Source organism: Zobellia alginiliquefaciens, assembly GCF_029323795.1.
Classification (GTDB): domain Bacteria; phylum Bacteroidota; class Bacteroidia; order Flavobacteriales; family Flavobacteriaceae; genus Zobellia; species Zobellia alginiliquefaciens.
Window position 1 is genome coordinate 4,894,989 of record NZ_CP119758.1, and the last position, 19,875, is coordinate 4,914,863.

The following is a 19,875-nucleotide window of genomic DNA, read 5'->3' on the forward strand; positions in this document are numbered from 1 at the left end:
TTCGTAAGATTCCCTTTTCTATTTACTTATATAGATTAAAACAGGTCTAGCTTTTATAGTTTGACCTGTTTTTACTTTATAGCCCTTTTACTTTTTTGTAATTTGATGCGATTTCTAAATTTCAAATTTTGAAGAGGATACTTGTTAGGAGCGTAATTTTTATATTAATGACTTATACCGGAAGCGCTCAAACCATTACAAAAGAACATTGGGGGAAAGTTAATAACAAAGAAATTTCGCTTTACACTATAACCAACACCAATGGCATGAAAATGCAGATAACCAATTTGGGCTGCATTATAACTTCCCTTTTTGTACCCGATAAAAATGGTAATCTAGACGACGTTGTTCTTGGCTTTGACAATTTAGAAGATTACCTAAACGGACACCCAAGTTTTGGAACAACCGTAGGCAGGTACGCCAATCGCATAAAAAATGCACAATTCATACTAAATGATTCCGTTTACAAACTCACTGCAAATGCAGATGGAACTGCCATACATGGTGGAAACGAGTTTAGAGATGCCATTTGGAATGCTAAAACCATAACTTCAGAAAACGGACAAGGAATTCAGTTTCATTACCTCTCACCAGAGGGTTCCCATGGTTTCCCAGGAAATCTTGATGTTTACGCTACGTATCTGTTAAATGACAATAATGCAATTCATGTAACTTTTGAAGCTACTACCGATAAAGATACCCACGTGAATATGACCAACCATAGCTACTTCAACCTGAACGGGGCAAAAGAGTTGATATATAACCATGAACTAATGGTTGATGCGGACACCTACACAGAATTTGGTGAAGACATCACCCCCACTGGAAAAATGCCCCTCTTAAAAGATACGGCTTGGGACCTTTCGACTATGACACGAATTGGAGATAAAGTACACGACATTCCCTTGAACGGATATCATCATTTTTATATTTTGAATAAAAAGGATGGTGAAATGAAAAAGGCTGCAGAGCTTATTGAACCCACCTCCGGAAGAAAATTAGAAGTATTTACCACACAACCGGGAATAACAGTTTATGCCAGCAATGGTTTGGACAATATCACAGGGAAATATAATATTGCCTATAAACCACATGCTGCCATTTGTTTGGAAACACACCACCATCCAGATGCCATGAACCATCACAATTTTCCTTCCACGGTACTAAAACCGGGTGAAAAGTATTCTGAAGCTGTTATCTATGATTTTGGTACGCTACAATAAAAAGTATCCATCTTACGAAGTCTGATTGTCTCTTTTGAACGCTTCTATAACTTCAAGATGGTCTTTGTGAGGTCTACCTGCCGCCAGTTCATAATTGGATTCAATATCGTTAGAACCATTGCGGATTCCTTCATAAATACCAGCTATAATTGTTCCCATAAACTCACCTAATTCCGCTTTTCTTTCTTCGGCATAGTCTTCAACGGAAAGAGAATTGTATTGTAGGTCAAGACCATACACCTCATTGATAAGCTCGGCAAGCTTTGACTGAGTAATAGCTTCACCCATCAGGTTATAGATATGCCCGTTATGATCATTCTCCGAAAGCATTTGCGCATATGCATACCCCAACTCTCCTCGGCTGGTATACCCACATTTGCCATTGCCTGCACAATTTTTAATTTCTCCATCCTTTGCATAATGGTCTATATATTCCAAATCGGGTTCAATGTAAATCCCGTTTCTACCAATGGCCCACTCCAGTCCAGATTCAATAATATCTTGCTCTGTCTGACGGTTACTTTTCACCACAGGGCTAAAGGCCGTTTGCTTTTCATCACCAATAATACTGGTATAAACAATTTTCTGAACACCGTTTTGCTTTGCAGCTTCAATGACATTTCTATGCTGCTGTATTCTTTTCTCCGGTACATCCATTCCAGAAACCAAAAGAACAACATCTATATTCTTTAGAGCAGCATCAAAGTCCGGGCGACTGTTATAATCTCCCTTTCTTATCTCAACTCCTAGATTACTGGCTTTCTCCGTTGTGCGGGCAATACCCACTACATTGTCTTTCCCTACTATATTTATAAGATGCCCTACAATAGATGCACCTAACTGACCACTGGCTGAAGTAACTGCTATTTTCATGATTTCTTTTATTTGTTGGATTACATTTTTGCTTTAAGCGCTTCTAGTTCTTTCTCTAGGTTATCTGCTTTTTCTTTAAATTTCTCCATAGCCTTTTTCATTTGGCCAATTTTCTTAAAAGCTTCTTCGTCTTGAACCGCCTGATAGGTAACCACACCGTCTTTCTCCTTTATTTTTGATTTACTACCACATGTTGGGCAAATTGCTATTTGACTCATAATTCTAATTTTAGAATACAAAGTTCTATGAATACAAAGCATTGGTAAAGGTTAATCAACTACCAAGAATGGTAAATCTGCGAACCTATTAAATTAAAAACTAGATTTAAATTCCTTTGGAGTAAGGTCTGTATGTTTCTTAAAGAACTTAGTGAAATTTGTAACCTCATCAAAACCAATGTCGTAGCTAATTTCTTTTAGACTTTTATCAGTGCTCAATAGTGCTCTCTTTATCTCTAATACCACATACTGGTCAATAAAATGTTTGGCTGTATTAAGAGTAAAGACGTTAACCACCTTGCTTAAATGCTTTGTACTTATCATTAGCTTTTGGGCATAATCCTTTACGTTTCTTGTGGTCCTAAAATTAGATTCTACCAGATTGTTAAACTGAAGAAATAAAGGGTAGTAATCACTATGTTGGGTTGACTTAATTTTTGAATTGGCCTCACGCTCTAATCTTAACAAGTAAAGCTCAAGAATTTTTGCCAAAATGTTTTGCTGGGCATAGCTGGGCTCAAGATTCATTTCTTCAATAATCTGCTCAATAAACGGCTCACAATTAGTGTTCTCTACCAGTGGGTCAGAAAGATGATAATTGTATAAATGGGAGATAAACTCAACTGAATATTTGGAAAAATATTTTAGCACAAAATCTTCCGTGAAGATGACAAGGAAACCCTTATAATCCATATCCTCCTGAAAGGAATGCACCTGTCCTTTTGCAATTTTTAAAACGCTCCCCTTTTTAATAGGATATTCTTTAAGGTCAACCCTATGAAAGCCACTACCCTCAGTAACCATAAGTAAGGCGAAGAAAGTAATACGATGCGGTTTGTTAGGGTTATGATCTAAACCTTCTACTATTTTTGCAGATAGGTCCGATATGCTTAGCACTTCAAACTCCTTGGTGTTTTCTTGCCCTTCAAACGCTATATTAGGAATGTTCTCCAATGAAGTTTTCTTTTCTGATTTTTAAATAGGCTCTTAAAGTTAACCAATAATAAAATATACTGGTTTGTTAGCGATGCTCACTTATACACATTACCGTATCTCCTTTATTTATTGGAGGTGTAGCTAGTTTATATAGAATAACACCGGAACTGGTTGCCTTGTACTCGGTAATGGTCTTCCCAAATTCATCAGTGGTACGGCCAACAATATCTCCTTTTTTTACGGAATCGCCCGCTTTTAGAGGACTATAAAAGATGCCCTTTTCATTTGACCTGATGTAGGTTTGGTAATTCAATTTAATTAAATCTGGTTTGGGAGTAGTTTTTGGCCCGTCGTACATGTTCATTTGAGCGAGCATATTATAAACTCCGGTCTTAATCAATTGAACCGATTCTTCTTGAACATTCCCTAGTTTACCAGCTTCAATACTCAACGCGGTTTTACCGTCTTGTACGGCTTGCTTAAACACATATTTGGCAGGATCTTCATCTTTTAATGTATAGGGATAAGAAACCACGTATTCAAAACCACTATTTTCAGAAAGTTTTTTTGCTTTTCTGGTTTGTTCCGGTTTCTGTTCATTATTGTAATAACAAATAAATGGAATTAGGTCTTCACATGCATCTCCACCATGGATATCCAAAAAAATATCACTTACAGGAATAATTTTCTCCGTAATACTATATGCCATTCTTTGAGTTATAGAACCCGAAGCATCTCCTGGAAAAGCTCCGTTTAAATTTGTTTTATCCTGCGGATTCATAAAGGGCGTTCGCGTATAGAAAGAAGCCCTATTGGCTATGGGAATAAAAATAAGTGTGCCAGCCAGTTTATCCACATCAATTTCTTGCATTAACTCTTGTGTGGCTATAATGGGTGGATACTCAAACCCATGAACGCCTGCAACTATGGTAAAAACGGAACCATCTGTTTTTCCTTTTACAATTGAAACGGGCAAGTACCCTTCGTTGCCCAAATCATCAGTGACATCTATGCGAACGTTTGTGGTCGTTGCCCTCGCTTTGTTATTAAAAGCTTGTTTAAAACCATCTTGTGCCAAAGAAACAGCCATTGACAAAAACAGTAATCCGGTAAGTATTCTTTTAAAAGTCTTCTGTTGTACCATACGCTCATTTTTTCACGATTATCCTACCTCGTGATTTGGGGAATTAAGAAGCTTTAAATATAGGGGTTTGGTTGGAAATATTACCAAAGCACCATACCAACTTTTACGTAAACTACCTTGGGGCAAGCCCACGAGCCATTAAAAGGAATACACCATAATTTCGAGGCATTCCTCGGAGCATTTAATCTCGATTATCGAGTAAAACGAAAATTAATTCGATAACAAAAAACAGCCAATAGGAAGGTTAAAAATAATTAGAACACAAGCCTAAACCGAATCTAGTAACCGTTTCTCAAATTTTCGGCATAACTGTTTGGCAGTATACTATCCTCAACAGCTTTAGCTGCTTTTTCTATATCGTACGTAAACTTGATAAAATTCACAGAAATACTATCCTTATCTAAAATAGAAGAATTATCATTTATTTCAATAATAACGTAGCTGCCGCGATTATCATTATCTTTTGGTTTACCTATAGAACCCAAATTTATGGCATGCCTAAAATGGGTTTCATTTTCTTCACCTGTATTAAAAATTCTATGGTATGGCTGATGGGTATGCCCAAAACACATAATATCCGCATTTGCTTGATTCATAATACGAATCATACTTTTCTCCGCCCTATCCTCAAAAAGATATTCATTAATTTTTCTGGGACTACCATGTACCAGCAACAGATTCAACTTATCTTCATTCAGTTGAAATTCTGATTTTATATGAGCCGGAAGCGTTCTTAAATACGCCCTATTTTTGTCGGTTACCAATTCGTTCGTTAGCGCTATGGAAATATCTCCATTAGCCCTTTCCTCTTCTGTTTTATAGGCGCACAAACAATCATCACTAGTTCTTCCTATACCAAAATCATAATTACCGGCAATAGTTGGTATATTTCTTTTGCGTATTTCTTCTATCACTTCATTTGGCCAAATGTTATAGCCCACCAAATCACCCAGGCAATACATAGCATCAACCTCCCTCTTTTCAACATCCGCGAAAAAGGACTCTAGAGCTGGTAAATTAGAGTGAATATCACTAAACAGGGCAATTTTCATAGGGTACTTTTAAAAGTTAATAGCAACACAAATGGGAATACACAATACTAGTTAAGAATCAAAAGTGCTTTTTGTGGAATAAGAATTTTATCTATGGTATGAATAACTCCATTTGATGCCTCAATATCAAACTCCACAAAATTGGCCTTAAACTCAGAAGCATCCTGTAGCGCAAGTCCGCCAGAACCTTCAACTACATCTACTGCATCATCTTCAATCAAAGTGGGAAGCGAGCCTACTTTTAACTCGCTACGCGGAATAACCTGTGCCACGGCATGGCCTAAAATTATCTCTCTTAACGCCTGCTGTTCCAATATGTTAGAAAAATCCGAAAACGAATTATAATCGTCACCAAGTGTATTGAACAATTCCTCAATGGCTTCGTTCGTTGGAGCAAAAACAGTTAAGTCACCATCATTGAATCTACTTTCCAAATCTGCTTCTTCAATGGCCTCAGCGAACATAGAAAGGTCTTCGTTCCCATTTATCAACTCCATTAGTGAAGATGGGGATTCTGGAAATAAATCGGCAAGAACGGCCTCTGGAATCAAAACTTTATCAATGATATGGATAACTCCATTGGCAACTTGAATATCCGCTTCGGTAATCTTTGCGTCGATCTCTGTGGTATCAATAATATAAACATCACCATCTACCATAATTTTTATCTCTTCAGATTGCAACGTTTCCAAAATGGTTCCGTTAGACAGTTCAGTTGAGAAATTGGCTCCACCAATAACAGCATGGTATTTTAATACTTGGGCAAGAATCTCTTTCTCTAGTTCCTCATCAAAATCCAGAACAGCCGCGTACTCTTTTAAAGATTCTAAAAAATTGGCAAAAGCCTCATTACTTGGCACAAAAAATGTAACCGTTCCACTTTCGTTGGAAAGAGCATCCGTAAGGGTATTGTCAATAGCATTCAAGGCATCTGAAGACATGGACAAACTCTCTTCAGAATCAATAAACTCTACGGCATTCAATAAGGATTCTTCCTCTGAGGTTTCCTCCTCCTCTTCTTCTGCAGTCTCTTCTTCGGTAATTTCTTCTTCCTCTTCCGTTTGTTCTTGGGCCACCTCTTCTTGATCCACATCATCAATAGGGTCACTGTCATTTGAACACCCTATGGCCATTGCCAAAACCAAAATTAAAGAGGTTAGATTTTTTAGAAATTTTACAGTAATCATCATTTTCATAGCGGTTATTTATCTGGGCTACAAAGTAGTTCTTTAATAAAAATACAAACCCTGCTTTTCTTTAATTCTAGGTTAGCTAAACTTTAAATTTATTAGGAAAAATACATTCTATTAAGGTGTAACTTCGGCTATTTGAGGTATTTCCTCTTTATCAACATTTGTATCTGTCATGGTTTTCAAAAACGAAATAATAGCTTTTTGCTCTTCTGGGGTCAGCTCCAGTTCATCAAAAGGCAAGGTCTGATGCTCTAGTTCAAAGCCCATGCCTCCGCCACCTCCTTTGTTGTAAAAATTCATAACTTCTTCCAACGTATTGTAAACTCCGTTGTGCATATAAGGTCCAGTGAATTCGGAATTTCTAACTGTAGGTGTTTTGAACATACCCAAATGTTCCGCCTTATTATAGCGCCAATAAAAACCTAGGTCATCATCTAACATCTTGTTTTCAGCAGTTTCCGGAACTCCAATAACCTCTTTTTCAGTCTCTGCATAGAAAGGTGGCACCGTTCCGTTCGTCAATGGCATAAAGTGACAGGTTGCACAAAGCGCTTTACCCATAAACAGGTTCATACCCAATTTTTCCTCTTTTGTAAACGTATCTTCCTCTGCCCTCATATTCCTGTCGAATTTGGAATCAAACCCATTTAAAGTGGAGATATAAGAAGATATGGCTTTAATAATATCTGTATTTCTATTGGAGATTCTACCAAAAGCATCTTTGAACAAAACGTGGTAGGTAGTATCCTTTAAAATATCGGTAGAAAATTCATGAACGCCCGTATTGAATTCTTGTTCGTTGTTGAATACCATAGAAATTTGATCAAGAATATTCTCTGCACGACCGTCCCAAAAAAAGCTTTTTTGAAAAGCGGAATTAATCAGAGTTGGCGTATTTCGTTGCAACGGACTCCCATTATTTCCGTTGTTTACGGCAATACCGTCAGTATATGCTTTTTCGGGTATGTGACACGTAACACATGCCATGCTTTTTGTTTGCGACAAGTTAGGGTCAAAGAATAATTTTTCGCCAAGTGCAATCTGTTTTTCTGATGGATTTCTATTAATTGGAGGGGTAAAGTATTCCAGGTTAAAAGCATCTTTTTCAAAGAAAGTAGGCGCATCAAAATTGAAAGGTTTGTTATTTACCCCCTCCCAAAGACCACTTTCTTTTCTTATACTCACCCAATTACGCGTAATAGGATTCATATAATCCCGTATAAAGGTGTAGCGGTCAAAAGTGTTGAAATCTGTGTTTTTTTGAAGAAAATCTACGGCTTTTTCTATGTTTTGATGAAAATTAGTATCTAAATCACTGTTTTTATCTTGTATTAAATCACGCAATGTATGGTCATAAACCTCTTCCAACCCTCGCAACGAGACCACACTTTCTGAAAGTCCCAAACCGCTTACCGGTGTGTCAAAACCTGAAATACCTAAACTAATGATTCGTAAAAGTTGTTGATGAGTGGCTATAAAAAAACGCTCGGCACTTAAATCCCGTTCGGTAACATTTTTCAATAAATTGACCATCAAACCTTTGGTCAAAACCGTTTCTTTTTTAAAAACGGCAGGTGACTCACCGCCTTCATAAATAGACTCTTCTATTTTCTGTAATCCAATAGGGTTCAATATACGTTCTGTATCTTCTGCAAAAACGGGTAAAGCGGGCCCATTGGCACGGTGCCCAACTTCTGGGTTTAGATATGATGCATAGGGTTCTGCTTTTTTAAAGGCAACGCGGAGCTCTTTGAAGATTTTTTTAGCCTCGTCGCTTTCTGCATCCATTTTACTCAAGGTATCGATCAAATCTACCGCCTTGGTCATATTTTTTATATAGAACTCTTGTGCATAGCTCCAGTCGGTAGTTTCGACATGGTCAACTTTTGCTAGTTCTTCATTTTTATTTTTACAGGAAAGAATACAAAATATCGATAAAAAAAAGAGGAGAAATTTATTCATAACAGAAGTAAGTTGAAACAAAATTTTAAAATAGGGAAAGACCCCCATCAATAGATAGAGGTCTTTCACCATAAAATAGTAAGGTCTTATCTAGGCAAACCTTTTAAGATAATGATTTGACCACCTTGGTTATCTTCTCTAGCACCTGCTGCAATTGCGTCAGGATTTTCAGATTCCATATCGTGACCGTCTTTACTCTTGTAATCATCATTCTGCCAGTAGTGTGGCTGAAGGTTCAATAAGAATGTGTCATCTTCACCAACTTTATCGGATATATCTACCAATGCACCAAACTCACCACTGAAACCAGTGCTTCCTGATGGATCAAGATCGTTTCTGATCAATAATTCCAGAACTGTTTTTGCATTGTTTCCGTTTAAATCCGTTTGATAAATAGCAGCCGAGTGGTTTCTATCGAAAGAGTTAGGATCTTCTTGAAGGTATACAAAGTTCTCTGTAACCGTAATGTTATCAGGACTCTGAAGCTCAGGAAGGTTACCGTCCATGTTATTAGTATCTGTATTACCACTAATAATCTGAGTGATTTTTCCAGTCAATGGAGAATCTTCATCCAGCTCCAATTTGTAAGCTGTACCCCAATCGTTATAAGTACCTCTTCCCGGACCTCTACCTGTTACGGCAACGAAAATATTTCTTGCATTGTCAACAGAACCTTTTTGGTAATCAACATCTTCAACACGCATAAAAGCAGAAGCACCTGCAGCTACACAAGCATCTTCCATTTCATTTTTGGTCATAGCCGCACCGTTTTCGATTTCAACGAATTCGAAAGCATAAGTTTCTTGAAAAGCCAACTGACCTTCGTTATAGATAACACCTTCTTCAACGGCCATTGGCGCGATCGGGTTACCGTCTGCATCTGTAGAACCAGAAGCAACTTCTTTTAATTTAAGAACGTAGATTTTACCATTGGTTAAATCGGCATCCCCATTTTCAGAATAATAAAGAGTAATCTGACCTTCAGAACCGCTAGAGTCATCATCACCTCCAATAATTACTGTTTTACCTTTATACGTATCTCTTGGTAATGGAACAGCGTTTTCCCATGAGAACTCACCTAAAGCATCTAAACCAAAATCTGCAGTTGGCGTAGGTACGGCAACATGAGGATCTATACCTTTAACATCATAGTGAAAGCTTTCTGAAGCAGAAAGAAAAATATCTTTTGCACCACCGTGAATGTCAGCTTCCCACATAGTACCAGAACACTGACGAGCGAAATCTGCAACCCCTGAGTTCAATAACCACTCACCGCCTGTTGGGTTTAAGTTTTCATCTAAATGAATACGGCTAACCGCATAATCATCTTCAGCATTTACAATATACATGTAACCGTTACCTTCTTTTAAGAAACCGGCTCCATCTTGAGCACCTACCAATTGAAAACCGTCCTCTAAAATATCAGTAGAACTGATTAAAGAATAAGGTTTTACAAAGTTAAAGTTTGAATTCATTACTACTAAAGGCTCAAGATTCGATTTGTTCTCGAACATTGTTCCTTCATCTTCTTTTGGACCACCATGCCCAACATGTTCTTCTAATTTTTCACAGGAAGTAGTAGCTACCAAACCTGCTAGTAATAACAATTTAGATACTGTTTTCATTTTGTTCTTTGGTTATTAGTTATACTAATTTTCACCAAAAGTATCTTACTGTTATACCAAAAACGTTAACTCATTATAGCCATACTATAAACAAGATGATAACTTTGTGTTAAATTGTTAACCCAATGTTACCATTCATATTCGTTCTAAATAAGATTGATTTTTGGCATATAAAATCAGGTTTAGAATAGAATCTATCTAAATAACAAAAAAAGGACGGTCATAGAAACCGCCCTTTTGTACATACTGTCTTTTTGTTTTTTTACGCCCTTACGATACCCATATCTCCTAAGTCTAACGAAATGGTTTTTCCTCCCTCTTTAATGGATTTGTATATAGCTTCTACAATTATCATATCTCGCTTGCCCATCTCACCCGGTGCATAATTGGTGGTACCCATCATTATATGTTTGGCAAAATCATCCATCTGCAACTTTTGTTGTCTTTGATGCGGGAATTTTATTTCCTTTCCTTCGGATGTGCGTCCGCTTAATGGTCCGTAACTGTGACATGGGTTCAGTTCTGCCCATCCTTTTTCAAAAGAAACAAAAAGGCGATTCGCGTTTGCATTATGAGAGGTAAACAAATTTCCTACTACCCCATCAGGAAAACCCATCTGCGCGGTTATGGTTTCATCTGTATCCTTAAAATACTCCGGTTTAGAGCTGAACTCTTGTGCAGCCACGGATATCGGATTTTGACCTGTACCATATATATTACTTTGTATGGAATACACGCCCATATTCATTAATGCGCCACCTCCAGACAGGACATGATTTAAACGCCACTGATCTGGATTTCCCCGAGAAATATAGCCTGCATCCGAAGATACGTAACGTACATCACCAAAAGGCTTCTCTTTTACCATACGTTTAATCTCATTGGTATAAGGGTCCGATTGCATCCGATATCCTACACCCAATTTTACTCCGGCATCATTACAAGCATTCATAATAGCATCACATTCCTTTACACTGACTGCCATTGGCTTTTCACAGATGACATGTTTACCCGCCTTTGCTGCACGGATGCTAAACTCGGCATGCATACTGTTGGGAAGCACTACGTAAACAATATCAATATCTTCATTATTGGCTATCGTATCAAAATTCTCATAATTGTAAACATTCTTTTTGGGAATGTTGTACTTATCCATCCATAGTTTTTCTTTTGCCGGGGTTCCGGTAACAATACCCGCCAAATAACAATGTTCCGTATCTTGTAGAGCAGGTGCTAATTGCCCCGTGCTGTAGCCTCCTAGCCCTACTAAAGCTATGCCTAGTTTCTTTTTTTCCGTTCCTGCTGAAAATCCATAGCCCAACCCAACGCTACCTAAAAGTGCTGTACCGGCCAGGCCCTGCGATAGTTTGGTATTAAAGCTTCTTCTTGATATATTTTTCATTTGGTGTACCTTTTTTAATTTTCCCTTCTAAATTACATATAAATAAATTTTCCTTTAGCACGTAAAAAAATTGTTTTAATACCATAAATTTTAATAGTGTATTTTCCTACAAGTTGTAACATTTTTGAATAAATTGCTACCAATAAATAAAAACTATTCATGGCGGGAGAAGGTTTTATGGCACATGCGATTACTAGTTTAAGAACGAACAGGGCGCTTCTGAAAAAACGAAATTTCAAAGACTTAAAAGATCTTTGTAAAGAAAATACAGGTAAAACCGAACTCGAATTTAAAAAATTGAGTCCCAGGGAATGGGCCATTCTTAAAAGCCAAATTAGAAGCCAGCATAAAAACAACCTACGCTTTGAAACGATGATTTACATACTCTCTGTAGTTATCTCTCTTCTTATTCTTTATTGCCTCTACTGGCTAATAGCAAACTAAGCCCTTGTTATTATTTTTTGTCATTCCTTTTGAAAAGCTATCTTTATAAACACCTAAACCAAGCAATAGATGGCTACAAAACCTTCTGATTTTTTTAAGACCTTATCCATAATTCATCTTGCGCTAGTAGGTGGTATTCTAGTGTTTGGAGCAATAACATACTTTAATAACGGTAGTTTTGAAGCTAATGCCGACCCAAATGACATTTTTATATATGTAGTGCCTATAATAGCTGCTTTTGGTTACTTTATGAGTCAATTTTTATTTAAAAAACAACTTCAAAGCATCAACAGAACCGATGAATTATCAGCTAAATTGAGTAAATACCTATCCGCATCAATAGTAATGTACGCCCTTATAGAAGGGCCTGCATTTCTAGCTATCTTTGCGTATAGCTTTAGTGGCAATGCCTTATTTTTGGTTATTGCAATTTTCTTGGTGGCATATCTTTATATGCAAAAACCAGCACAACGAAAGTTTATGGACAATGTTCCTTTAACTATGGAAGATAAAAAACAATTCAACTAGATAACTTACAGATCAACATGAAACTTAAACCAACACTACTTGCTTTATTAATGGGACTAGGAATAATTAATGGGATAAAGGGACAAGATTGGCCCAATTTGAGTCAATTTAAAGAAGACAATGCTAAACTTGCCAAACCCTCAACAGATGAAAACCGAGTTGTTTTTATGGGAAATTCCATTACCATAGGTTGGCTCAACTCAAGACCGGAATTCTTTGCTAACAAACCATATGTAAATAGAGGTATTAGCGGTCAGACTACTCCACAAATGTTAGTACGTTTCAGACAAGATGTAATTGATTTACAACCCAAAGTAATGGTTCTCTTAGCGGGTACTAACGATATAGCGGGCAATACAGGGCCGTCAACTCTTGAGATGATTATGAACAATATTAAATCTATGGCAGACTTAGCAGCAGCAAATGACATTAAAGTAATTTTGTCTTCCACTTTACCTGCTTTTAATTATCCATGGAAACCAGGAGTGGAGCCTGCCCAAAAAATTGTGGATTTAAACAAGATGATCAAAGCTTATGCTGAAGAAAAAGGTCATATTTATCTCGATTACTTTTCTGCATTGGCAGACGAGCGCAATGGACTACCAAAAAAATATGCAAAAGATGGTGTACACCCCACTGTTGAAGGTTACAAAGTAATGGAGCCCCTTGTAGAAAAAGCTATTGCCGATGCATTGCAAAATTAAAGAATAGTACACGCTTACAATTTTCGAATCTTTTAGGTAAAAATCTAATACCCTTTTTATGTATATCTTCGTTAGTATTGGCTACCAAAAATTCCACTTTTAAATCTGCTAATGCAAGAAACAGCTAAAGATTCAAACTCGACCATCGACACTGACTCATCTGAACGTTTCGATTCTATAATCATCGGTTCTGGAGCTGGTGGTTTGGCTACTGCCATTTGCCTAGCTAGAGCAGGTAAGAAAGTAGTGGTACTGGAACAACACGATGTTCCTGGTGGTTGGTGCCATAGTTTCTATTTAAACGGACACCGCTTTACTCCTGGGGTACATTATGTTGGACTTATGGCTGAAGGAGAAGCTACCAACGATTTGTACCGCGGTTTAGGAATTGCCAACGACCTCGTATTTTTTAGAATGAATCCCGATGCCTACGAACATGTTCTTGTAGGTGAAGAACGATTTGATTTTCCAGCTAATTTTGATTTGCTAATCGAACGCCTATCCCAACGGTTTCCTAAAGAGAAAAAACAAATTTACAAATACCTTCACTTGACCCGTAAAGTTAGTGAAGAGCTCTACTCCCTACCCTATTTTAAAGGGTTTTGGCAGAAGTTGACAATTCCTTTCAAAACCAAACATTTTGGAAAGTACGGTATGTTCAGCGTACGAAAAGTTATTGGATGGCATATCAAAAATCCACTTTTAAAAAATATTTTGAACATACAATGTGGTGACCATGGTGCACAACCTAAAAAGGTTCCTTTTGTATTACATAGTGCGTTAATGTACCATTACTTTCAAGGAGGATACTATCCCATGGGCGGTGGTGGAGCGCTCATAAAAGCAATGACCAATAAACTGAAAGAATATGGTGGAGAACTCCGCACAAGCACAGCCGTAAAAACTATAATCTTGGAAGGAGACCAACGTAAAAAAGCCGTTGGAGTGACTTTAAAAAACGGGGAAAAATTATATGCTAGCACCGTAGTTTCCAATGCGGATGTAGGTATTACCTATAACGATCTAATTGGTAGAGAAAACTTAAGTAAAAGTCTGCAGCAAAAATTAGCAAAAACAAAATATTCAAGTACTTCGTTGATGTTGTTTTTAATTGTTGATATGGACTTACGCAAAGCGGGACTAGATTCAGGCAATATTTGGATGATGCCAAATAAAGACACTGACGATTTTTATGATAGCATGCTCGAATCCGATATTTCAAAAGGAGATGCCTTTGAAGGGATGTTCATTAGTTGCACAACCTTAAAAGACCCTTCTAGCTTTGATGGCAAATACCATAGTATAGAAGCTATTACCCTTGTAGATTTTAAAGCGTTCGAAAAATTCAAAAATGAAAATCAAGAGCGGTCTCAAGAATATCTAGATTTTAAAGAACGATTGATGCAAAAAATGCTAAACGGACTAGAAAAAGCTATTCCGGGTATCAGAAATCACATTGTTCAAAAAGATTTAGGTACTCCATTGACCAATAAATACTATGTAAACACAACAGATGGAAATATTTACGGTACCGAAAAAAGTCTCAAACATATAGGTCCTTTTGCTTACAAAGCTAAAAGCGAAATTGAGAACCTCTATCTATGTGGTGCCAGTATTTTGTCCCATGGTGTTGCAGGAGTCTCGCATTCCGGTGTTGATACCGCAGCACAAATTTTAGAGTGTGACCCAGATGAGCTCAAAAAACCACAGGAAAACCAACATATTAGAATCTATGAAGCCGAAGATGCTTCTAATTATCCGGAGTGGATGTTGAAAAAGATAGCCGTAAAAACTGCTCGGGCAAAGGGAAAAAGTCAGGAAATTAATACATAGATTTAATTATTACTATAATATAGATAAGGGATGGACCATGGAAATGGCCATCCCCTATTCTAACTTTGGTGAGCTTGGTAAAGTTGTTGCAATTGAACCCGGAAACAAATGGGCTTTCCTTGCTATTCGTCAAGACCGTAATGATGCTGACGGCAACCGCCGGTCCACATCAACTATTTTCCCTATTTATGATATTTCCAAAAACGTACATCAAGCGAACAGGTTTGGACTAATGGAATTTGTTGAATAATATTTTTGACTACCAGTTCGTAAACGAACCGTCCTGGCGTCTTAACCTTGGTATTTCAATTGGTTTAAAAGTTTTTTCCAAAGCCAATTCTTCATTGAACTCAACACCTAGTCCAGGAGTATCCAATACAGGATACGTAGGTCCATTCAAAATTGGACGCACAGGATAATATTCCGGAGCATCGGTTCCCATATACTGTGCCGGAGTATTCATTTCTTCCAACCAGCCAAAATTAGGACATGCTGCTGCCAAATGAATCGTAGCTGCCGTACATATAGGTCCTAAGGGGTTATGGGGCATCAAATCTATATAATGTGCTTCCGCTAAACTGGCCACTTTCATCGCTTCTGTAATTCCGCCTACATTACAAATATCTATACGTGCATATTGAGTCAGATTTCGCTCTAAAAACGGTAAAAACTGCCATTTGCTGGAGAACTCCTCTCCTATCGTAAAAGGAATATCAACCATTTTTCTTAGGTTCTCATAAGCTTCGGGATTTTCATCGCGGATAGGCTCTTCTATATAGTCCAATGTTCCCGGAGGCATACGCTTCATGAAAGAATATGTTTGTGCAGGGGTTAATCTTGTATGATAATCAATGCCAATGGTAATAGCAGGACCCACTTCTTTTCTCAAGTCAGTAAGCCATTCGGCGATTGTTGCAATGGACTGGCGAGGTTCAAAAAGCTCTTTGTCTCCTTCGGCCTCAAATTCAGCTGGAGCCAAACGCAACATGTTCCAACCTTCTTTTATACATGTTTTAGAATACTCAAAAAGCTCTTCTCGTGTTCTAAAACGAACCGAAGCAAAACAGTCTACATGGTCGCGATGTTTCCCACCTAAAAGTTCATATACCGGAACACCAAGCGCCTTTCCTTTAATATCATAAAGAGCAATATCAATAGCCGAAATAGCCGCTGTAAGTACTCTACCACCTTCAAAATATTGTCCACGGTACATTTCTTGCCATAGTGCACCAATATTCCGTGCATCTTTGCCGATTAGAAAACCTTTGAAATGCTCAATTGCACCTATAACCGCTAATTCTCTACCAGAAAGACCAGAAGCTCCCCATCCATAAATACCTGAATCGGTTTCAACTTTAATGACTAATTGGCTTCCAAAACCTACGTTTATGGGAAAAGTTTTAATGGCTGATATCTTCATAAAATCCTATTTATTATGTTTAGTGTTTTATTAATTTTTTGGTACGATACGTTCAACTTTACCCACAATAAAGGTGTAGGATATAAAACCGAGTAAAGCTATTCCTCCAATAAAGAAAAGCGCTGGACTAAAATCTCCATCTTCTACCAAGTAACCAATAACAATGGGTACAACCACACCTGCAAGTCCTCCGATAAAATTAAACGCACCACCGGTGAGTCCTATTAATTTTTTAGGTGCCATAAGTGATATAAATATCCAGGCTATACTTGCCAATCCATTTCCGAAAAAGGCCAAAGCCAAAAAGAGAATCACAAAGAAGGTGCTATCCGTATAATTCGCACCTATGATACAGGTAGATAATAGCATCCCAATAATGATAGGTGTCTTTCTTGATATCTCAACGGAAAAGCCTTTTTTAATTAAATAATCAGATGTAAAACCAGATAAAAGCACTCCAAAGAAAGCTGCCAAAAATGGAATGGAAGCCAAAAACCCCGATTTTAGAAAATCCAAACCTCTGAACTCCACTAAATATGTTGGGAACCAAGTAAGAAAAAATATAGTTGTAGCTCCCAAACAAAATTGCCCTATGTAAAGACCCCAGAGTTTCCTATAGATAAAAGCTTGTTTGAAGTCGTTCCAATCAAATTTTTTCTTCTCTTCTTTCTTTACATCATTCTTACCGATAAGGCCTCCTCCCTTTTCAATATGCTCTAATTCTGCTTTATTTATAGATTTATGATTTTGTGGATTACGGTAGAAAAAATACCAAATTGCTGCCCACACAAGTCCAATTATACCAGATATAATAAACAATCCTCTCCAGCCAAAATAGGTCTGAATCGTTACTAAAACCGGTGTAAGAAAAGCGAGTCCCAAAAACTGTCCCGAAGTATATATGGCAATTGCCGATGCCCGTTCGTTTTCAGGAAACCATTTGGTTACCACTAAATTATTAATAGGATAAGAAGGAGCTTCAAAAACACCTATACTGGCCCTCAACCCTAATAACGCCCCAAAAGAACTGACCATTCCCTGTATGAGAGTGGCTACAGACCATAAGGCCATCATGACAGAATATAATATGCGAGTGGGAAGTTTATCCGCGACAATACCACCAGGGATTTGCAAACAGGCATACGTCCATGCAAAGGCAGAAAATACGTAGCCCATCTGTACATTGCTCAAGCCAATATCTTCCTTCATGGCAAAAGCCGCCACTGAAATATTACTTCTGTCCAAATAATTAATAACCACGGTAACGAATACCATGGCCAATATATTATAACGTTTACGTGTGGGATTTTCTATTTGATTGAAATCGGTCATTTGGTTAGTTAAATTTTAAAAGGAATTAAGGTTTTAAACTTTTAGAATAGTAATTTTTCAAAATTAAAAAGTGTCAAGATAACAATTATTATTGTTTAGAGTGAATTATGCTCGTTATAAAAAATATTCTTTATAGAAGCATTTGTTGCAAAAAAAAACGACAACAGGCCAAAATAACCTGTTACCGCTTTCAAACAACTAACTCAACTAGTTTATTTTTTAATCCTTAATAAGCAGGGTCTTGTGTTAATACCCCCTGTTGCAAATCAATTTGGGTTTGCGGTACAGGCCAATGATCATCTTGACCCGCAGTATAAGCTGCCCCTTGTATCCATTTTAATTTTTCATTACTTAATTCTGAGGCTAAATATTGATTGATCGTTGAATCATCTATACCCCAGCGTACTAAATCCTGAAAACGCATTCCTTCTAAAGCAAATTCCAAGCGCATTTCATGATAGATAGCTTTTCTAGCGTATTCTTGATTTGGAAATGTAGTGTACAAGCCAAGGTTGTAATTTGCCGCTGGTTGGTTTTCATCAATATCCAACTCATAACCACTTTCAAAAGTGGTATTATTTACCTTACCCATTACCAAATCATCTTGGGCACGCTCGCGAATTTCATTTACCAAATCCATTGCTGTGCCAAGCTCATTTTCTTCCATTGCAACTTCAGCCCTCCACAAAATAACATGGCTTAACCTGAATAAACGCCAGTTATTACCATTAAGTCCATTTGACCAAATTGGGCTAGAAATGGATATTACCCCTTTATTTCTTTTATAGAACATAATTTTCTTGTTCAAAAAAGGCCCCATGCCTGCTTGATCTAACATCCAATCACTACCAGACATTGGCCCCCAATCCAAGAAAGGAATACCGCGTCTACCAATAGTCCAATCTACACGAGGATCGAGAGAAGCATCAGTAGGTGTAAAAGGCTCAGTATCCAAAATTTTATAATCCTCTAATAACAGGTCATCTTGAAAAGTATCAAACAATGGCAAGCCATCGGCATCAGTTTTAAAAGCATTGAACAAATCAAAACTTGGAGCACTATAAGAACAACAAGAGCCTACATCACTACCTCTAGGAAACAAAGTTCTATGATCAGCACCACTATTGGCATCACCTGCACCATCATTAACAGTGTACTGAACCTCTAAAATACTTTCCGAATTGTTCTGTTTCTCTTCATCGAAATTATCATAATAATGATCCATTAACTGGAAAGGTCCATTATCTATAATATCATTTAAATAAGGTTTTGCTTCAGTAAATTCTTGCTGAAACATGTGAACACGAGCCAAAAGTGCTTTGGCTGCCCAACGAGATGCACGACCTATTTCAACATCTTCGGCCATACCATTATCTATTCCCCACTTAATATCGGCTTCAATCTTATCCCATACTTCCTCGTTATTGGTCACTTCACTTGCAACAACATCGTCCGTTATATATGGAATCTTCTCAATTTTATTACGCAATTGAAAATGGAACCATGCGCGTAACCAACGTGCTTCCGCCTCTAATTGTATGGCATCTGCGGGGCCTACATTCTCTCCCGCTTTTTTAAGAACACGAATAGCATCATTAGCTCTGGCAATGGCATCATAATTTGCTGCCCATAAACCTTCTATCCATGGGTTGGCCGCATCTGTCTCATATCTTTCAATAAGGTTAATTGGACTCCACCCCCCAGTTTGATCGCCACGGTGCATATCATCAGAGGGCACATCTCCCCAGACCCAGTTCGTGGCAGATGCTTCTCCATTTCCTCCAGCTTCCCCTGCAGAATATCCATCCATTCTTGAATAAGCTCCTATAAGAAGAAGGTCTACACCATGAGCATTCGTTAATATTTCTTCACTAACCGCTCCTTTTGGTTTTTCCTCAAGAAACTCTTCGCCACATGACCAAGAAAGGGCCATGACCGTAGCAAGCAATCCGGTTTTTATAAATATATTATTTTTCATCTTTTTCA

The 19,875-nt window shown here is 37.6% G+C and carries 17 protein-coding genes; 5 read left to right on the forward strand and 12 right to left on the reverse strand.

All coding sequences use genetic code 11. The features are described from left to right. Positions 1-128 precede the first annotated feature (128 nt). A complete protein-coding gene (locus P0077_RS20220; RefSeq protein ID WP_276167007.1) occupies positions 129-1,223 on the forward strand; it encodes an aldose epimerase family protein in 1,095 nt (364 codons plus the stop codon). A gap of 12 nt (positions 1,224-1,235) precedes the next feature. On the opposite strand, the gene P0077_RS20225 is transcribed toward P0077_RS20220, so the two are convergent. The 9 genes from P0077_RS20225 to P0077_RS20265 form a co-directional block, all read right to left on the reverse strand. Then, positions 1,236-2,096 (reverse strand): SDR family oxidoreductase, encoded by an 861-nt coding sequence (locus tag P0077_RS20225; protein WP_276167008.1) that lies wholly within the window; start codon positions 2,094-2,096, stop codon positions 1,236-1,238. A 20-nt stretch (positions 2,097-2,116) separates the two neighbouring features. After that, positions 2,117-2,314 (reverse strand): hypothetical protein, encoded by a 198-nt coding sequence (locus P0077_RS20230; RefSeq protein WP_194527568.1) that lies wholly within the window; start codon positions 2,312-2,314, stop codon positions 2,117-2,119. 93 nt (positions 2,315-2,407) lie between these two features. Continuing rightward, entirely contained in the window at positions 2,408-3,268 is an 861-nt protein-coding gene (locus P0077_RS20235) for an AraC family transcriptional regulator (RefSeq protein ID WP_276167009.1), read from the reverse strand. A gap of 67 nt (positions 3,269-3,335) precedes the next feature. Beyond that, positions 3,336-4,394, reverse strand: a complete 1,059-nt coding sequence (locus P0077_RS20240; RefSeq protein ID WP_276167010.1) for a succinylglutamate desuccinylase/aspartoacylase family protein — start codon at positions 4,392-4,394, stop codon at positions 3,336-3,338. Positions 4,395-4,672: 278 nt separating this feature from the next. Continuing rightward, complete coding sequence (locus P0077_RS20245) at positions 4,673-5,446, reverse strand: metallophosphoesterase family protein (protein WP_276167011.1); 774 nt, start codon at positions 5,444-5,446, stop codon at positions 4,673-4,675. A gap of 47 nt (positions 5,447-5,493) precedes the next feature. Then, the gene (locus tag P0077_RS20250) at positions 5,494-6,642 is read right to left on the reverse strand and encodes a fasciclin domain-containing protein (RefSeq protein ID WP_276167012.1); all 1,149 of its coding nucleotides are present in this window, start codon (positions 6,640-6,642) and stop codon (positions 5,494-5,496) included. Positions 6,643-6,753: 111 nt separating this feature from the next. Then, positions 6,754-8,601 carry a cytochrome-c peroxidase gene (locus P0077_RS20255; protein ID WP_276167013.1) on the reverse strand — a complete coding sequence of 616 codons (1,848 nt, stop codon included), beginning with the start codon at positions 8,599-8,601 and terminating at the stop codon, positions 6,754-6,756. Between the two features lie 86 nt (positions 8,602-8,687). Continuing rightward, on the reverse strand, positions 8,688-10,226 hold the full coding sequence (locus tag P0077_RS20260) for a hypothetical protein (RefSeq protein ID WP_276167014.1): 1,539 nt from the start codon (positions 10,224-10,226) through the stop codon (positions 8,688-8,690). Positions 10,227-10,488: 262 nt separating this feature from the next. Further along, positions 10,489-11,628, reverse strand: coding sequence for a Gfo/Idh/MocA family protein (locus P0077_RS20265; protein WP_276167015.1), 1,140 nt, complete (start codon positions 11,626-11,628; stop codon positions 10,489-10,491). 513 nt (positions 11,629-12,141) lie between these two features. On the opposite strand from P0077_RS20265, the gene P0077_RS20270 reads away from it, so the two are divergent. The 4 genes from P0077_RS20270 to P0077_RS20285 all read left to right on the forward strand — a co-directional run bounded on the left by P0077_RS20270 (position 12,142) and on the right by P0077_RS20285 (position 15,387). After that, the gene (locus P0077_RS20270) at positions 12,142-12,600 is read left to right on the forward strand and encodes a hypothetical protein (RefSeq protein WP_276167016.1); all 459 of its coding nucleotides are present in this window, start codon (positions 12,142-12,144) and stop codon (positions 12,598-12,600) included. 17 nt (positions 12,601-12,617) lie between these two features. Next, entirely contained in the window at positions 12,618-13,304 is a 687-nt protein-coding gene (locus P0077_RS20275) for an SGNH/GDSL hydrolase family protein (RefSeq protein WP_194530755.1), read from the forward strand. Between the two features lie 111 nt (positions 13,305-13,415). After that, on the forward strand, positions 13,416-15,137 hold the full coding sequence (locus tag P0077_RS20280; RefSeq protein WP_276167017.1) for a phytoene desaturase family protein: 1,722 nt from the start codon (positions 13,416-13,418) through the stop codon (positions 15,135-15,137). Between the two features lie 37 nt (positions 15,138-15,174). Continuing rightward, entirely contained in the window at positions 15,175-15,387 is a 213-nt protein-coding gene (locus P0077_RS20285) for a hypothetical protein (RefSeq protein ID WP_276167018.1), read from the forward strand. 9 nt (positions 15,388-15,396) lie between these two features. Here the strand turns inward: P0077_RS20285 and P0077_RS20290 are convergent, their stop codons facing one another. From P0077_RS20290 to P0077_RS20300, 3 genes are all read right to left on the reverse strand, one after another. After that, positions 15,397-16,557, reverse strand: coding sequence for a mandelate racemase/muconate lactonizing enzyme family protein (locus P0077_RS20290; protein ID WP_276167019.1), 1,161 nt, complete (start codon positions 16,555-16,557; stop codon positions 15,397-15,399). A 30-nt stretch (positions 16,558-16,587) separates the two neighbouring features. After that, complete coding sequence (locus tag P0077_RS20295) at positions 16,588-17,889, reverse strand: MFS transporter (protein ID WP_276167020.1); 1,302 nt, start codon at positions 17,887-17,889, stop codon at positions 16,588-16,590. A gap of 226 nt (positions 17,890-18,115) precedes the next feature. After that, complete coding sequence (locus P0077_RS20300; RefSeq protein WP_276167021.1) at positions 18,116-19,867, reverse strand: RagB/SusD family nutrient uptake outer membrane protein; 1,752 nt, start codon at positions 19,865-19,867, stop codon at positions 18,116-18,118. Positions 19,868-19,875 lie beyond the last annotated feature (8 nt).

Excerpts from the sequence above, each read along its gene's own strand:
- P0077_RS20225 (WP_276167008.1), bottom strand. The coding sequence starts at position 2,096 with ATGAAAATAGCAGTTACTTCAGCCAGTGGTCAGTTAGGTGCATCTATT.
- P0077_RS20230 (WP_194527568.1), bottom strand. The coding sequence starts at position 2,314 with ATGAGTCAAATAGCAATTTGCCCAACATGTGGTAGTAAATCAAAAATA.
- P0077_RS20240 (WP_276167010.1), bottom strand. The coding sequence starts at position 4,394 with ATGGTACAACAGAAGACTTTTAAAAGAATACTTACCGGATTACTGTTT.
- P0077_RS20245 (WP_276167011.1), bottom strand. The coding sequence starts at position 5,446 with ATGAAAATTGCCCTGTTTAGTGATATTCACTCTAATTTACCAGCTCTA.
- P0077_RS20250 (WP_276167012.1), bottom strand. The coding sequence starts at position 6,642 with ATGAAAATGATGATTACTGTAAAATTTCTAAAAAATCTAACCTCTTTA.
- P0077_RS20255 (WP_276167013.1), bottom strand. The coding sequence starts at position 8,601 with ATGAATAAATTTCTCCTCTTTTTTTTATCGATATTTTGTATTCTTTCC.
- P0077_RS20260 (WP_276167014.1), bottom strand. The coding sequence starts at position 10,226 with ATGAAAACAGTATCTAAATTGTTATTACTAGCAGGTTTGGTAGCTACT.
- P0077_RS20265 (WP_276167015.1), bottom strand. The coding sequence starts at position 11,628 with ATGAAAAATATATCAAGAAGAAGCTTTAATACCAAACTATCGCAGGGC.
- P0077_RS20270 (WP_276167016.1), top strand. The coding sequence starts at position 12,142 with ATGGCTACAAAACCTTCTGATTTTTTTAAGACCTTATCCATAATTCAT.
- P0077_RS20275 (WP_194530755.1), top strand. The coding sequence starts at position 12,618 with ATGAAACTTAAACCAACACTACTTGCTTTATTAATGGGACTAGGAATA.
- P0077_RS20280 (WP_276167017.1), top strand. The coding sequence starts at position 13,416 with ATGCAAGAAACAGCTAAAGATTCAAACTCGACCATCGACACTGACTCA.
- P0077_RS20285 (WP_276167018.1), top strand. The coding sequence starts at position 15,175 with ATGGAAATGGCCATCCCCTATTCTAACTTTGGTGAGCTTGGTAAAGTT.
- P0077_RS20290 (WP_276167019.1), bottom strand. The coding sequence starts at position 16,557 with ATGAAGATATCAGCCATTAAAACTTTTCCCATAAACGTAGGTTTTGGA.
- P0077_RS20295 (WP_276167020.1), bottom strand. The coding sequence starts at position 17,889 with ATGACCGATTTCAATCAAATAGAAAATCCCACACGTAAACGTTATAAT.
- P0077_RS20300 (WP_276167021.1), bottom strand. The coding sequence starts at position 19,867 with ATGAAAAATAATATATTTATAAAAACCGGATTGCTTGCTACGGTCATG.